12 protein-coding genes and 1 pseudogene are annotated in these 15,374 nt (G+C 42.9%); 4 read left to right on the top strand and 9 right to left on the bottom strand.

The features are described from left to right. Positions 1-135: 135 nt before the first annotated feature. Entirely contained in the window at positions 136-525 is a 390-nt protein-coding gene (locus FZ941_RS02545; protein WP_187418369.1) for a DUF1934 domain-containing protein, read from the bottom strand. Positions 526-642: 117 nt separating this feature from the next. On the opposite strand from FZ941_RS02545, the gene FZ941_RS02550 reads away from it, so the two are divergent. The 4 genes from FZ941_RS02550 to FZ941_RS02565 are packed head-to-tail and all read left to right on the top strand — an operon-like array spanning position 643 to position 5,220. Continuing rightward, on the top strand, positions 643-1,944 hold the full coding sequence (locus FZ941_RS02550; protein WP_148886728.1) for an HD domain-containing protein: 1,302 nt from the start codon (positions 643-645) through the stop codon (positions 1,942-1,944). 2 nt (positions 1,945-1,946) lie between these two features. Further along, positions 1,947-2,756: a sugar-phosphatase gene (yidA, locus tag FZ941_RS02555; RefSeq protein WP_148886729.1), complete on the top strand. Its 810-nt coding sequence runs from the start codon at positions 1,947-1,949 to the stop codon at positions 2,754-2,756. Next, complete coding sequence (locus FZ941_RS02560; RefSeq protein WP_187418370.1) at positions 2,756-3,970, top strand: aminoacyltransferase; 1,215 nt, start codon at positions 2,756-2,758, stop codon at positions 3,968-3,970. Before yidA ends, FZ941_RS02560 begins: the two co-directional genes overlap by 1 nt. Before the next feature lie 14 nt (positions 3,971-3,984). After that, the gene (locus FZ941_RS02565; RefSeq protein WP_148886731.1) at positions 3,985-5,220 is read left to right on the top strand and encodes an aminoacyltransferase; all 1,236 of its coding nucleotides are present in this window, start codon (positions 3,985-3,987) and stop codon (positions 5,218-5,220) included. 184 nt (positions 5,221-5,404) lie between these two features. Here FZ941_RS02565 and FZ941_RS02575 read toward each other — a convergent pair whose 3' ends face one another. The 8 genes and pseudogenes from FZ941_RS02575 to FZ941_RS02610 all read right to left on the bottom strand — a co-directional run bounded on the left by FZ941_RS02575 (position 5,405) and on the right by FZ941_RS02610 (position 15,372). After that, entirely contained in the window at positions 5,405-9,547 is a 4,143-nt protein-coding gene (locus FZ941_RS02575) for a GBS Bsp-like repeat-containing protein (protein ID WP_187418371.1), read from the bottom strand. Positions 9,548-9,611: 64 nt separating this feature from the next. Next, positions 9,612-10,370 carry a triose-phosphate isomerase gene (gene tpiA, locus FZ941_RS02580; protein ID WP_062004860.1) on the bottom strand — a complete coding sequence of 253 codons (759 nt, stop codon included), beginning with the start codon at positions 10,368-10,370 and terminating at the stop codon, positions 9,612-9,614. Positions 10,371-10,528: 158 nt separating this feature from the next. Next, positions 10,529-11,290, bottom strand: coding sequence for an HAD family hydrolase (locus tag FZ941_RS02585; RefSeq protein WP_148886732.1), 762 nt, complete (start codon positions 11,288-11,290; stop codon positions 10,529-10,531). Continuing rightward, positions 11,271-11,675, bottom strand: a complete 405-nt coding sequence (locus tag FZ941_RS02590; RefSeq protein WP_148886733.1) for a PaaI family thioesterase — start codon at positions 11,673-11,675, stop codon at positions 11,271-11,273. The genes FZ941_RS02585 and FZ941_RS02590 overlap by 20 nt, the downstream gene beginning before the upstream one ends. Before the next feature lie 254 nt (positions 11,676-11,929). Continuing rightward, the gene (locus FZ941_RS02595; RefSeq protein ID WP_148886734.1) at positions 11,930-13,111 is read right to left on the bottom strand and encodes an MFS transporter; all 1,182 of its coding nucleotides are present in this window, start codon (positions 13,109-13,111) and stop codon (positions 11,930-11,932) included. 77 nt (positions 13,112-13,188) lie between these two features. Beyond that, positions 13,189-14,025, bottom strand: coding sequence for a MutR family transcriptional regulator (locus FZ941_RS02600; protein WP_148886735.1), 837 nt, complete (start codon positions 14,023-14,025; stop codon positions 13,189-13,191). After that, positions 14,007-14,459, bottom strand: a pseudogene (locus FZ941_RS02605) (hypothetical protein); the annotation flags it as partial. The pseudogene FZ941_RS02605 and the gene FZ941_RS02600, both read right to left, overlap by 19 nt. A 16-nt stretch (positions 14,460-14,475) precedes the next feature. Next, positions 14,476-15,372, bottom strand: coding sequence for a DUF2207 domain-containing protein (locus tag FZ941_RS02610; protein ID WP_148886736.1), 897 nt, complete (start codon positions 15,370-15,372; stop codon positions 14,476-14,478). Positions 15,373-15,374: the final 2 nt, after the last annotated feature.

Below are 15,374 nucleotides of genomic sequence, written 5' to 3' on the forward strand. Positions count from 1 at the left end.
TATTTCATACAAGGCCGGAAATTTCTTTCGTATTGACGACCTTGTAACGGTAAAACCGTTAGCTACTCCCTTGAGTGTATTTATTATACCAAAATTTTTGTATTTTTCAAGGCAGAGCTGTATTTTTTCAATTTTTTATTCTTGCCATTCGATTTTCATCTGATAGGAAGCAAAAAGCTGATCATCGTCGGCCCTTTTCAAATCGTAATGAAGTTCCAAAGCTTGATTTTCTGTATCTAAGTGATAGTGCTGAGTATCCGTCACAAACTGTTGAGCACCCAGCGGAGTCGGGATAGATACTAAATGCTGACCATTCTTGATAAAATGAAGAATGGTTTTCGGATCAGAAAAGCGAGTCATGGTCAGCTTGTCCGCATTAAACTTCAGAACCACCTTTTCCTGCTCCTCGCTCTGATAAATCAAATAGTGATTGCTTCCTTTTTGTGTCCATTCTACATCGTAGACTTGGTCAATCAACTCCATTTGCTCATCTAATTTGATTTGATTTCTCATTCTAATTTTCATGATTTTCTCACATTCCTTGTTTCTTTCTTCTATTTTACCAAAAATTTCTTGAGAATTCTTCCTTTCTACTTCAGGCTTTGAATTTCGCCCACTGAGCATTTATGATATAATAGGACTATGGTTGAAAAAGTATTTCGAGATCCCGTCCACAATTATGTGCATGTGGATCATCAGGTCATTTATGATTTAATCAATACCAAAGAATTTCAACGGCTGCGCCGCATCAAACAGTTGGGCACTTCTGGCTATACTTTTCACGGCGGGGAGCACAGCCGTTTTTCGCATTGTCTGGGAGCCTATGAGATTGCTCGACGCATCACCAAGATTTTCAATGAAAAATACAGCGAGGTCTGGGACAGCCACGAAAGCCTACTGACTATGACGGCCGCTCTTCTACATGATTTGGGGCATGGCGCTTATTCACATACTTTTGAGCGCCTCTTTGATACCAATCATGAGGACATCACACGGCAAATCATCACCAGTCCTGAGACAGAGATTCATCAAGCACTGGTGCAGGTTTCGCCAGATTTTCCAGAAAAAGTAGCCAGCGTCATCAATCATACCTATCCTAATAAACAGGTGGTCCAGCTGATTTCCAGCCAGATTGATGTGGATCGGATGGACTATCTCTTACGAGATTCCTTCTTTACTGGCGCTTCTTATGGGCAATTTGACTTGACTAGAATTTTACGAGTGATTTGTCCTGTAGAAAAGGGAATCGCCTTCAAGCGCAATGGTATGCACGCGGTGGAGGACTATGTGGTCAGCCGCTACCAGATGTACATGCAGGTCTATTTCCACCCAGCTAGCAGAGCTATGGAAGTCTTACTGCAAAATCTGCTCAAGCGGGCTAAGTTTCTCTATCCGGCTCAGAAGGATTATTTTGCCCTATCATCGCCCAATCTCATTCCATTCTTTGAAAACAGAGTGACCCTGCAGGATTATCTGGCCTTGGATGATGGTGTCATGAATACCTATTTCCAAGTTTGGATGACTAGTCCAGACAAGATTTTATCTGACTTAGCTCAGCGTTTTATCAACCGCAAGGTCTTCAAGTCTATCGTCTTCTCTCAGGAAAATGAAGCACATTTGGATATCATGCGAGACCTAGTTGGACAGGTTGGTTTTGACCCTGATTACTATACTGCTATTCATCGTAATTTTGATTTGCCTTATGATTTCTACCGGCCTGACGTTGAAAAACCTCGGACCCAGATTGAAATCCTGCAAAAAGATGGTAGCTTAGCAGAACTGTCTAGCCTGTCTCCTATCGTCCATTCACTCGCAGGGACCAGACAGGGCGATAATCGCTTTTACTTCCCTAAGGAAATGCTGGCAGATACGGGACTGTTCAGCGAGAAGAACCAGACCTTTATGCACTATATCAAAAACGACCAATTTAGCTACGGAGAATAAATATGTCTATCAAATTAGTTGCCGTTGACATTGACGGCACCCTTTTAAATAACCAAAAAGAAATCACTCCTGAAGTCTTCAGCGCTGTTCAGGATGCCAAGGCTGCTGGCGTCAAGATCGTCATTGCAACCGGCCGTCCTATTGCTGGCGTTCAAAAACTTCTCGAGGAGCTTGAGCTTAATCAGCCCGACAACTATGTCGTTACTTTCAATGGTGGACTGGTGCAGGATACTGTCACAGGTCAAGAATTAATCAAAGAGACACTGACCTATGACGACTATCTGGATATCGAACTGCTTGGGCGAAAATTAGGTGTCCACATGCATGCCATCACCAAGGACGGCATTTATACAGCCAATCGCAATATCGGCAAGTATACTGTTTACGAGTCCAATCTGGTCAGCATGACTATCTTCTACCGCACACCTGAGGAAATGGCCAATAAAGAAATCGTTAAGTGCATGTATATTGATGAGCCGGAAATCTTGGATGCAGCCATTGCCAAGCTTCCACCAGAATTGGCCGAAAAATATACACTGGTTAAATCAGCTCCTTTCTATCTGGAAATTGTCAAAAAGAATGTCAATAAAGGGGCTGCTATCCTTCATCTGGCTAAAAAACTGGGCTTGAGCAAGGAGCAGATCATGGCTATCGGTGATGAAGAAAACGACCGCGCCATGCTGGAAGCCGTTGGATATCCTGTTGTCATGGAAAACGGCAGAGAGGAACTCAAGAAAATCGCCAAATACATCACCAAATCGAACGAAGAATCCGGCGTAGCACACGCTATTAGAGAGTGGGTTTTAAAATAATGTACAGCTACAAAATTGGAATTTCAGCTCAGGAACACGATGATTTTGTCATGGCTCATCCGCAGGCCAATCTCCTGCAGAGCGCAGCCTGGGCTCAAATCAAGGACAACTGGGGAAATGAGCGCTTGGGCTTCTATAAAGACGGACACTTGGTTGCTGCAGCCAGTATCCTAATCAAACCACTGCCTTTAGGGATGACCATGCTTTATATCCCCCGCGGTCCTATCATGGACTATAGTGACAAGGTGCTGCTGACCTTTGTTTTGGCGTCGCTCAAGAAATTTGCCAAGGAGAAAAAAGCGCTTTTTGTCAAGTTTGATCCCAGCCTCTTTTTGGCAGAAAGCAAGATGGGCGATGAATTGCAAGACAAAGCAGAGACAGTTGAGCTGATTCAAGAGCTGCAGAAGGCAGGAGCTGTCTGGGTCGGACGGACTGAGTCTCTGGATGAAACTATCCAACCTCGCTTGCAGGCCAATATCCATAAAGAAGATTTCAGCGAGGAGCTGCTTTCTAAAAGTACTCGCCAGGCTATTCGCACAGCCCGTAACAAAGGCATTCAAATCCAATTTGGCGGAGCAAAATTACTGGATGACTTTTCAGCCTTGATGAAGAAGACAGAAAACAGAAAAAACATCCACCTACGCGGCAAAGACTATTATCAAAAACTCTTGGATACTTATCCTGAGCACTCCTACATCACCTTGTCCAGCATTAATCTAAAGGCACGCTTGGAAGACTTGCAGGCTCAGCTGACCAAGACACTTAAAGAAGCAGAGAAATTTACCGAGAAAACCAAGCCCGGCAAGATTGAGAATAACCAGCAAGAACAGAAACGCCTCCAGGAAGAGATTGACTTTCTGCAGGACAAAATCAGCCAAGGGGCTGCTGTCGTTCCCCTGTCTGGCACCTTGGTCTTAGAATACGGCAAGACTTCTGAAAATATCTATGCCGGAATGGACGAGGAATACCGTCGTTATCAGCCAGCCATCATCACTTGGTACGAAACGGCCAAACATGCTTTTGAGCGCGGAGCTGATTGGCAAAATATGGGCGGAATCGAAAACGACCTCAAGGGCGGTCTCTACAGCTTTAAATCCAAGTTCAACCCGACCATTGAGGAATTTGCTGGTGAGTTTAACCTGCCAACTAATCCTCTTTACCACCTCTCCAATCTAGCCTACACTCTCAGAAAAAAACTGCGCAGCAAACATTAAAAGAAAGGAAGCCTATGACCTTTAAACTTCTCAGCCAAGAAGAATTCATCCAGCATACCTCAGCTAGCTCCCAACGCTCTTTCATGCAGACCGTGGAAATGGCAGAGCTGCTGAGCAAGCGGGGCTTCAATACCCAGTATGTTGGCTACACTGACCCGCAGGGACAGGTCGTGATGTCAGCTGTCCTCTACAGTATGCCGATGACTGGCGGCCTTCATATGGAAATCAACTGCGGTCCTGTCTCTACCGATGCTCAATACCTGACCCCCTTCTATCAAGCTTTGCAAGCCTATGCTAAAAAAGAAGGTGCCCTAGAGCTGATCATCAAACCCTATGAGACTTATCAGACTTTTGACAGCAATGGCCAACCCACATCTGAAGAAAAAGGCGAGCTTATCCAGCAACTGACTGACTTAGGCTTTGCCTTTGATGGCCTACAGACAGGCTATCCAGGCGGGGAGCCTGATTGGCATTATGTCAAAGACTTAACTGGTCTGACGGAGAAAGACTTGCTCAAATCCTTCAGTAAAAACGGCAAGGCGACAGTCAAAAAGGCCAATACCTTTGGCATCAAGTTAAAAAAGCTGGAACGTGACCAACTCAGCATTTTCAAAGACATCACAGCTGCTACTTCTGACCGGCGGGAATACGATGATAAGACACTAGACTACTATCAAGATTTTTATGATAGCTTTGGTCAACAGGCTGACTTTATGACAGCCAGTCTCAACTTCAAGGACTATCTTCAGAACTTACAAAAAGACCAAGAGAAACTGGGCCAGAAAATCCAGAAACTGCAGGCGGACTTGGAAAAAAATCCTCAATCTGAAAAGAAGCAAAACCAGCTGCGAGAGCTTTCCAGCCAGTTTGATAGCTTTGAAACCCGCAAAGCTGAAGCCCAAGAACTGATTGCCAAGTACGGCGATCAGGATCAAGTCCTCGCTGCCAGTCTCTTTATCTACACCCCTCAAGAAACAACCTACCTCTTCAGCGGCTCCTATCCTGAGTTTAATAAATTCTACGCTCCAGCCCTGCTGCAGGAATACGTTATGACCGAAAGCATCAAGAGAGGCATTCCATTTTACAATTTCCTCGGCATTATGGGAATTTTCGACGGTTCTGACGGTGTTCTGCGCTTTAAACAGAACTTCAACGGCTTTATCGTCAGAAAAATGGGGACTTTCCGCTACTATCCCAACCCTCTCAAATTTAAACTACTTCAACTCATAAAGAAAATTCTAAGACGTTAAAGAGAGTGGGACAGAAATCGGTAATTCGTTAGAATTCGATTTCGTCGTCCCACCTCCGCATAGTTGAGTAGGGCTGTAAAAGCTGATGAAATCAGCGTAGTAGAGCCCACTCAACCACTGCGTCTTGCTCGACAAGCCAAAGACAATTGAGAGGCTAGGACTTTTGTCCCAGCCTCTTTTGTGTTTATCTATAACGAGGTGACGCGAAACCACGGATATTTCCATGACCAATACGGTAAGTATTGCGTTTAACTTCGTTTTTACTGTTGCCTTCAATCGTATGAATGATACCATTTTCAACTTTTTCGACAATACCGATATGATCAGCCCAGCCATCATTTTGCTGGGTATCTTTATCCCAGTTAAAGGTGATGATATCGCCCGCTTTAGGGGTAGAATTTCCATCTTCATTCCAGATACCTAGACGTTTAAAGATGTGAATATGGCGCTCAACACCGCATTCACGACCAATAAGATCGCTCAAGCCTTCTCTTTGGAAAATAACTGTCGTGAAAATGTCGCACCAGTCATCTGAATTCTTCACAGCATAACCAACCGGTAACGGTCTAACGCTATTATAGTCATTGACCAGACGGTGGTGCTCGGCACTGCCTCCCTTGACGCCAACCATCGCTGCTGCTGCTGCAAGAACACGATCACGCTGACTGCTAGGCGATTGTGGATGCTTAATAGAAATCGTGGTCTTCTCTCCACCAGCTCCTTGCAGCTGATTGCGATTGTTCAAGTAATATAGGTGAACATTGTACTCGCCTTGGCTATTTTTATGGTCTCTTGCATAAACATGCTTGCGATAAGTACCATCAGCCTGGCGTTCCGCCGTATACCACTGAATATCATCTTGTCCATTTTGACTGGACCAAGTTGGCAAATAGACAGTTTTGACACCTTCTGGAGCTACAACACCAGAAACGACGATATCAAATTCACCAGTTTCATTGTTTTTATTTTGGATACTGATTTTTCCTTGTGGTTTCTCCCCTGTCGCAATGGAAACCTTAGTTGTTGTGCCACCGACACCGACCATCTTACCGTCGTTTTGGACATAGTACAAGTGGACACTGTAGTCGCCGACAGAATTTTTGTGTTCGCTAGCACGAACGGTGAATTTATATGTACCGTCTGACTGTTTCTGTGCCTTGTGCCAAATGATGTCATCTTGACCATTATCATTTGACCAAGTTGGAAGCAAGACTTCACGAACCCCTTGCGGACTAGAAACCTCGGACACAATCACATCGAATGTACCCGTCTTGGGATTGTTGTTGGCAATAGTCAACTTGCCTTCTAGTTTCGCAACTGAAGCAAGACTAACCTTAGTCGTTGTACCACCGACGCCGACCATCTTGCCGTCGTTTTGGATATAGTACAAGTGGACACTATAGTCGCCGACAGAGTTCTTATGCTCACTGGCACGAACCGTAAATTTATACGTACCGTCTGACTGTTTCTGTGCCTTGTGCCAGATGATGTCATCCTGACCATTCTCATTTGACCAAGTTGGAAGTAAGACTTCACGAACCCCTTGCGGACTAGAAACCTCGGATACGATCACATCGAATGTGCCGGTCTTGGGATTGTTGTTGGCAATAGTCAACTTGCCTTCTGGCTTAGCAACTGAAACCTTAGTCGTTGTACCACCAACACCGACCATCTTGCCGTCGTTTTGGACATAGTACAAGTGGACACTGTAGTCGCCGACAGAGTTTTTGTGCTCACTGGCACTAACGGTAAATTTATATGTACCGTCTGACTGTCTTTGTGCCTTGTGCCAGATGATGTCATCCTGACCCTGTTCATTTGACCAAGTTGGAAGTAAGACTTCACGAACCCCTTGCGGGCTAGAAATCTCGGACACGATCACATCGAATGTACCGGTCTTGGGATTGTTGTTGGCAATAGTCAACTTGCCTTCTGGTTTCGCAACTGAAGCAAGACTAACCTTAGCCGTTGTACCACCAACGCCGACCAGCTTGCCGTCGTTCTGGACATAGTACAAGTGCACACTGTAGTCGCCAACAGAGTTTTTGTGCTCGCTGGAACGGACGGTGAATTTATATGTACCGTCTGACTGTCTTTGCGCCTTGTGCCAGATGATGTCGTCCTGACCCTGATCATTTGACCAAGTTGGAAGCAAGACTTCACGAACGCCTTGTGGGCTGGAAACCTCAGACACGATCACATCGAATGTACCGGTCTTGGGATTGTTGTTGGCAATAGTCAGCTTGCCTTCTGGTTTAGCAACTGAAGCACGAGTGACTTTAGCCGTTGTGCCACCGACACCGACCATCTTACCGTCATTTTGAATATAGTACAAGTGAACACTGTAGTCGCCAACAGAATTCTTATGCTCGCTGGAACGGACAGTAAATTTATAAGTACCATCTGACTGTTTCTGTGCTTTGTGCCAGATAATGTCATCCTGACCGTTCTCATTTGACCAAGTCGGAAGCAAGACTTCACGAAGGCCTTGCGGGCTAGAAACCTCAGACACGATCACATCAAATGTACCAGTCTTTGGATCGTTGTTGGTAATAGTCAGCTTGCCTTCTGGCTTAGCAACTGAAACCTTAGTCGTTGTACCACCGACTCCGACTAACTTGCCGTCGTTTTGGATATAGTACAAGTGGACACTGTAGTCGCCAACGGAATTCTTGTGCTCGCTAGCACGGACAGTAAATTTATAAGTACCATCTGACTGTCTTTGAGCCTTGTGCCAGATGATGTCATCCTGACCTTGATCATTTGACCAAGTTGGAAGTAAGACTTCACGAACACCTTGCGGGTTAGAAACCTCAGAAACAATCACATCGAATGTACCGGTCTTCGGATTGTTGTTGGCAATAGTCAGCTTGCCTTCTGGTTTAGCAACTGAAACCTTAGTCGTTGTACCACCGACGCCGACCAACATGCCGTCACCTTGAACGTAATACAAGTGAACATTGTATTCGCCCGTAGAACCTTTATGATTGGCAGCATTAACTGTCAGCTTATAAGTTCCGTTGGCTTGCTTCGTTGCAGTGTACCAAACAATATCATCTTGCCCACGCTCACTGGACCAAGTCGGAAGTTTAACTTCCTGAACTCCATGCGGTGCGGAAACTTCGGAAACAACGACATCAAATGTGCCAGTTTTTGGATTATTATTTTGAATGCTAATCTTACCTGTCAGCGGTTGTTTGACCAAAGTAGCTCTAGCTGTGAATCTACCAGAGTAGTCAATACTTTGGTCGAAAACATGCTTACCAGAAAGCAGCTGCGCTTGAGAAGTAAATTGCCAAGCTCCTGCTCTGCTATTATATTTCAAATTTTTAGCATCATTTGCACTTAGCTTAGGTGCTGGATACTGAGCAATCCAAAAATTATCAAGGCCAAAGAGAGATGTATTGATTGAACCTTTGTGGCGTAGGTTATTCTGGTCAACCCAACTAGCGCTCGTGTAATACATCAGATTTGCATATCCCTGCTTGCGCATTTCATCTGCCCAAGCCTGAGTATGCTGGTTGATCCCCGATTGCATTTTAGGGTCTTCCATGTCATTGACCATGACTGTATTTTTAGGCAAGGACAGTTTATTAGCAAAAGCAGCATAGTAACGAGCCTCTGCTCTCGCTTCGGCATCACTTGTATAATGCGAGAAGGCATAGGTTGATACTTGCAAACCAGCTGCTTGCGCATTTCGAACCTGAGACTCAGCATAAGGATTTGTATAGTGGGTTCCTTCTGTCAGTTTGACAACGACACCGCCGACACCTTTGGATGCTAATTGGCGATAGTCTTCTACGCTGATATGGCCGTTATGACTACTCACATCCACAAAGGTAGAGCCCTTGATTTCTGCTTGTGAATTGCCACGCGCTGTTTGTCCAGATGAAGAAGCCGCATTATAAAAAAAAGTGCTTCCTTTTTTAGATGCAGGACTGGCGCTGATCGCTGAGGAAGTCTGCTCAGCCTTTACTGGATTCTGAATCGCTTCAGAAGCAGCTGATTTTGCTTGTTCACTTGCTTTATTTTCTGGTACATTCTCCTTGACCAGACTAGCAGCAGGTGCCAGATTTTCTGGTGCCTTGTATACTGGACTAGTTTCATCTTTTGCGACCGAGCTTTCTTGTTTGACTTGACGGTCAGTAGACACCGCTTCTGGTAAGGCTCCCTGCTGAGGTTGATGATCATTTTTTACTTGAAGTTCTGCTTTAGCTACTTCAGGGTCTGTGGTTGTCGGCGTATTTTCCTCTGCCTGTACCACGTTAGCCGTTGCTGCTAGCAATATGGCAGTGCTGGCTAAATAGATAAGTTCCTTTGATTTCACCTTTTTTCTCCAAACTTTTAAAAAGCTTGCCACCTTTAGGGCAACAAGCCATTTATTGTCATTCTTATTTAACAAAATCAAGAAGAGCTAGGAAGCTTTCAGCTTCAAGTGACGCTCCACCAACAAGGGCACCGTCAACGTCTGGACAAGCCATGTATGAAGCAACGTTTTCAGGTTTAACTGAACCACCGTATTGAACGCGAACTTTGTCAGCAACTTCTTGACCAAAGTCAGCAGCTATAACGTCACGAACAACTTTACACATTTTTTGTGCGTCGTCTTGTGAAGCTGATTTACCAGTACCGATAGCCCAGATTGGCTCGTAAGCGATAACTGATGCAGCAACTTGTTCAGCTGTCAATCCAGCCAATGCAGCAGATACTTGAGCACCTACGAATTCAGCAGCTTTACCAGCTTCGTAAGTTTCAAGGCTTTCACCACAACAAATGATTGGAAGCATACCATTTGCAAAGATTGCTTTTGCTTTTTTGTTGATATCTTCGTCAGTTTCATGGAAGTAGTCACGGCGTTCTGAGTGACCGATAACAACGTAGTCAGTACCGATTTCTTTCAAAACTTGTGGGCTTGTTTCACCAGTGAAAGCACCTGCATTTTCAAAGTAGCAGTTTTGAGCAGCAACTTTAAGGTTTGAACCTTTTGCAGCAGCAAGAACAGTTGTCAAATCAACTGCAGGAGCTGCGATACCTGCTTCAACAAGATCTGATGAAGGAAGTTTTGATGCTACGGCTTCAACGAATGCTTTTGCTTCTTCTGGATTTTTGTTCATTTTCCAGTTACCGGCAATAAATGGTTTACGTGACATTTCACATACCTCTTCTATTTTTATTTATATGGGCTATTATATCATAAGAAAGCAAATTAATAAAGGTTATCCACAATTTTTTATCAAATCGTAATGTTTCTCTGAGTTATCCACAGTTTTGGCTGTGAATAAACCATTTCAAACCTCGAAGGCATCTTTTACTTCCTATCTTCTAGCAGTTCTCCTATATCTGTAATGACCCTGGCCTGCATTTTATTGAGCTTGTTTATCTCTGCATCCGAGTATGGGAAAGTGTTCAGCAACACTCCATCAATCCCAACAGCTTGAGCAATAGCCATATCCGTAGAAAAATCATTGCCAACCATCACCGTATCTTCTGGATTAAGCTGATTCTCTTCCAACACAAGCTCTAACCATTCTGCTTGTGGTTTTTTGATCTGATAATCAGAAGAAATGTAAATTTTATCCAGATAGGGAGCACAACCCGTCAATTCAATTTCTGGCATTGTAAAAGCCTTTTGAGCATTGGATAGCAATATAATATCGCCTCCCTGGTCCTTAATGGCCTTTAAAACTTTGAGGGTATTCGGATAAGCATAGAGCTGACGACGAGACAAACTCCGAAAAGTCACAGCCAACTGCTCTCCCCAAGCCTGCACATCTGGAAGCGGAGCCTGGGTTTCATGCTTAGTTGGAGCTTCCTCCAAGAGCTGGATGAAAACCGCCACCAAATCAACCTCGGGATAGGCCACGCTTTTCTCTTGCGCTATCTTGCTTTCTTGCTTTACTACCAATTGTCCATATTTCTTTTTCAAGTCTTCTGGCTGATAATCTGCTCCATATGCTGCATAGATGCGGGAAAGATACAACCATAAAGTCGGATCATCTTCGTCAGTCTGGATATCTACTAGTGTTCCGTAAAAGTCAAAAAGATAATGCTTATATTCTAACTTGCGCATTTTCTCCCCTTTCGCTAGTGATAAACATTGTAAAGGTCGCCTTACACACATTTCTACCGTCTTGATTGATAATATCCACATCCACCACTCTAGTCGTTCGGCCGGCATGGACACATTTTCCCTTAATGCTCAGGATATCGCCAAGCTTAGCCGCTTTGAGATAGTTGATGGAGGATTGTAGGGTCACGGCGTCAGCACCTTGCGAAATGATGACCAAACCACTAATCTGATCGCACAAGGTGAACAAGTAACCTCCATGTGCATTGCCATAATAGTTTAGAGAAGAGGGGACGACCTCTGTGGTTACTAAAACATGGCCGTCCTCGACCTCCTCGATTTTATAGTTTTCAAATGCTGAAATCGCATCAAAATGAAAATCTTTCATTCCTCACTCCGTTTATTTTGCTTTTACTTCATCATACTACTTTTGCTAGAAAGGAACAATGATTATATTCATATTCTAATGGAAAATTTTTTCCACCAGCGATTCAAACACCTTGCACTACTAATTTATCAGCCGATTGGGATAGTAACTTGGAAATAAAGTTCTAAGCCAAATTAGGCTAGTAATGACTTTAAAAATTCTCAGCTGAAGATTTGCAAGACAAAACATTAAACTAGGTTGGAAGTCACTCCAGCCTAGTCTTTTTGTATTCTCTTTTGATACAGGTAGGAAATCAAAGCCAATCCTATTACTCCCAGTCCAATCAGAAGAAAGGAAAGGGTGCGGACACTCGGCAGAAGCGTCATCAGAAAAGTCGCAGGAGGCATAAAAAGAATTGCCAGCGTATAGATAGTCGAGAAAACTCGGCCTAGATACTGCTTGTCCACCTTGGTCTGAACCTGACTGAAGAAATGAATATTGAAAACAGTCATAAAGAGCTCGCAGATAAGATTTCCAGAATAGGAGAAATAGGGATGAACCGGTAACAAGACAGAGATACCCATGACTGCTACCCCGACACCAGTAAATAGCAGAGCTACAAGTAAGTTGCTCATACTGGCCTTAACCTTGCTGGCTAAAATGGCTCCAATGATTGAGCCTATAGCGCCCAAACTCAGAATGCTTGCATAAGAGCCAGTCTTGCCGTAAAGCTGATTGGTAAAAGGCAATAGATAATTAAAGGCCGCAAAGAAAAAGTTGACGGCGGAAGCTACCAAGAGCAGAAAGAAAATTTCTTTTTGCTGACGGATATAAACTAGCCCTTCCTTGATGTCTATCAGGATATTTCCAAGATTGATGGGAGACTGCTGCTTGCTTGGCTCATGATTAGGCAGAAAGTAAACCAAGGCAAAAGCCAGAAAAAAGCTCAGCGCATCCAGCTGAAGGGTCACGCGCAGATTTGCATACTGCATCACGATAAAAGACAGAACTGGAGCTGAGACACTGATAACCTGCAAGACCAGCTCCAGATGAGAATTGTAGGCCACAATGTCTTCCTTGTCCACAATTTCAGTGATGTAGGACTTATTAGCTGGCCGAGAAAAGGCAAAGGCTATAGCCTGAACCACATTGGCAAAAATCAGCGCTCCAATCATGAGCTGGTCATTAGAGATAAAGGAAATCAGTAGACAAAGCCCAGCACAAATCAAGTCCGTTACCATCAGCACCTTCCGTCTGGAAAAGCGGTCCGTAATAGCTCCCCCCAAAGGATTGAATAAGATAGAAGTGACTAGCTCCGATATCTGGTAAATGCCCAAGACCGTCTGTCCCAAAGCTCCCAAAGAAGCAAGCCAGATGCTGTTCCCATAGTCATAAAGCATATTCCCAATTTTATTAATAGCAGCCCGTGTAATCAGCTGTGCCGCCTGTCGATTCATAAAATACCTCCTTCCATTTCTGAAACTATTGTATCAGGAATGAAGGGAGGTTCTATATTTTTCCCATATTTGGGAAATTATACTTTTACAAACTTATCGAAGTGTTCTTGATAATAAGCGACTTGCTCAGGTAAATTCAGCACTGCAAAGATGTGCATGGCTTCCTGCATTTGCTTGATGCCCTGCTTCTTCTGCTCCTTCTGATAAGCAGCAAACCCCTTGAGATAGAGGAACACATTGCGTTCATAGAGTTTAATGCCCTTGCCAATGATTTTCTCTACGTAAGCCTCAAAATAACTAGCCTTATCAAAAGAACGACTTTCCAAACAATGCTGGTAACAATTGAGGGCTAAAATCAAGACCAATTTCTTATGGCGACCGATTTCTTTATAGTAGTCTTCTCGCTCCATGACTTCCTTGCCCAGACGGTAGACATAGTCCACATCATAAAAGCTATAGAGGTTGCCAAAGAGGATCAGCTCGTACATGGTCCAATCTTCCACTTGAAAGAGATAATCAGCCACCTTATCTAAATCCTCTTGCCTCATGCGAAACTGACTGTCTCGCTGACAAATCAAGCCCTGCAGCAAAATCCAATTCAGCTCATAGTAAAGAGGCGCCTTGCTGGCCTTGGCCTTTTCCAACTGCTCCGCTTGCAAGTCTTGAAATCCCTTGATGTTATTTGAGTAGTAAAGAGGAATAATCTGACTCATCATGGCCACATGCTCATGATGCTGGAAATTCCTTGCCTTGTCCATAAAATTTTCAAGGGTCACATGAATATTATCCAATAGATCTAAAAATTTCGAGAGAGTCATGTCCGACTCACCCAACTCAAAACGAGACAACTGAGAGGTTGAGCAAACCTGACCAGCCGCTTCCTTCAAAGAATACAAATAGATAAAGTTGGTAATGACACATCAATCGCTAACAGATTAAATTCAAGACTAAGCCAAATTAGAAATGTGATGACATGAAAATGATTACGATAAGGCAGTATAAAAGCTTTTCTAAAAACTTTACCAATCAATATGATAAATACCCAAATTAAGAAACAGACTAGATATACCTCAGCTGTTAGTAATGGATGTTGATAGATAGGCAATCTTGAATCTTTAGGATCAGAGTCGTGCAAGGACAGCGAGAAAACAAGAATCATAAAGTTTATAATGACAGGACCGATAAGAGTGAAAACAATATTCTGAATATGAAGAACTAGTTTAGACTTTCCTTCCCTATAATATGTTTCTAACTTAGAGAAAACATTTCCTTTCTGATACTGTAAAAAACCATCATCTTCCAAATTTAAACTCTCTTCAAAACTTGCTTTAAAAATTGATTTCTTCATACTTTTCACCCAAATCCTATTTTAATAACTCCTTGTGTTTTTTTAAATATTTTTTTCCATACCACTCTTCTAAAGTTTTCCCCTCCCACTCGCGGTATTCTTCAGGATATTTCCATTTGTAATAGCCTTGTAGCATATAGGGAAACATGAAATAAATTTCAAAGGCAATAGTTATGACATTAAGAATTAGTATTGAAAATAAAATTCCTAATCCTGTAGCCAAAATATTCCTATTCTCCATCGAACTTGGAAGAAAAATACGAACAACTAGCCAAATAGCTATGACCAGACCACCATATTTTGAAATAATAGCAAACACCCTACTAAAGAGTTTGTCACTAGAACTATACTTTATATTTTCTCCATATAACAATTTTTCTAACGACTGACACTTAGAAAAAATCATTGAAAGAATCATAACTAGCATCAAACCAACAAAAGTAAATACACCCCAAAATCCAGTTATAGCACATACTAAATTTAGAGATAACAGATTAAGTTCAACAAATAACCAGATAATAAAGGTAACCATAAAATGGAATTGGCCCCTATAAATCAAAATAAACTGCTGATTGTATCGCTTCCCTAGTATAATCAGGAAAGTCCATATTGCAAGTGAAATCCAAAATACCCAGTACGGAAGAAAATTAATGGCGGGTAAGGGGACTGTTAAATCTCTAGGATTAGAATGGTAAAATAAATAATTATTTAAAGATACAATCAACCAATTGGGACCAATTATAAATAGGATAGTCAGAATTACTAACCAAACATATGATTTTTTTGTTCCTCTAAATTGCTCTTTTTTTAAGGCATCTTGGTAATTGTCCCGAGCAAATTTCCCTGAGACTCCATCATCTAATAAATTCAAACTCTCCTCAAAACTGGCTTTAAATAGTGACTTTTTTGTCATAA

The organism is Streptococcus sp. Marseille-P6264 (genome assembly GCF_902460355.1).
Taxonomy (GTDB): domain Bacteria; phylum Bacillota; class Bacilli; order Lactobacillales; family Streptococcaceae; genus Streptococcus.

What these genes read in the sequence shown, in the direction of transcription:
- FZ941_RS02550 (WP_148886728.1), top strand. Translation starts at nt 643, where the DNA reads ATGGTTGAAAAAGTATTTCGAGATCCCGTCCACAATTATGTGCATGTG.
- FZ941_RS02545 (WP_187418369.1), bottom strand. Translation starts at nt 525, where the DNA reads ATGAAAATTAGAATGAGAAATCAAATCAAATTAGATGAGCAAATGGAG.
- FZ941_RS02560 (WP_187418370.1), top strand. Translation starts at nt 2,756, where the DNA reads ATGTACAGCTACAAAATTGGAATTTCAGCTCAGGAACACGATGATTTT.
- FZ941_RS02595 (WP_148886734.1), bottom strand. Translation starts at nt 13,111, where the DNA reads ATGAATCGACAGGCGGCACAGCTGATTACACGGGCTGCTATTAATAAA.
- tpiA (WP_062004860.1), bottom strand. Translation starts at nt 10,370, where the DNA reads ATGTCACGTAAACCATTTATTGCCGGTAACTGGAAAATGAACAAAAAT.
- FZ941_RS02590 (WP_148886733.1), bottom strand. Translation starts at nt 11,675, where the DNA reads ATGAAAGATTTTCATTTTGATGCGATTTCAGCATTTGAAAACTATAAA.
- FZ941_RS02585 (WP_148886732.1), bottom strand. Translation starts at nt 11,290, where the DNA reads ATGCGCAAGTTAGAATATAAGCATTATCTTTTTGACTTTTACGGAACA.
- FZ941_RS02610 (WP_148886736.1), bottom strand. Translation starts at nt 15,372, where the DNA reads ATGACAAAAAAGTCACTATTTAAAGCCAGTTTTGAGGAGAGTTTGAAT.
- FZ941_RS02565 (WP_148886731.1), top strand. Translation starts at nt 3,985, where the DNA reads ATGACCTTTAAACTTCTCAGCCAAGAAGAATTCATCCAGCATACCTCA.
- yidA (WP_148886729.1), top strand. Translation starts at nt 1,947, where the DNA reads ATGTCTATCAAATTAGTTGCCGTTGACATTGACGGCACCCTTTTAAAT.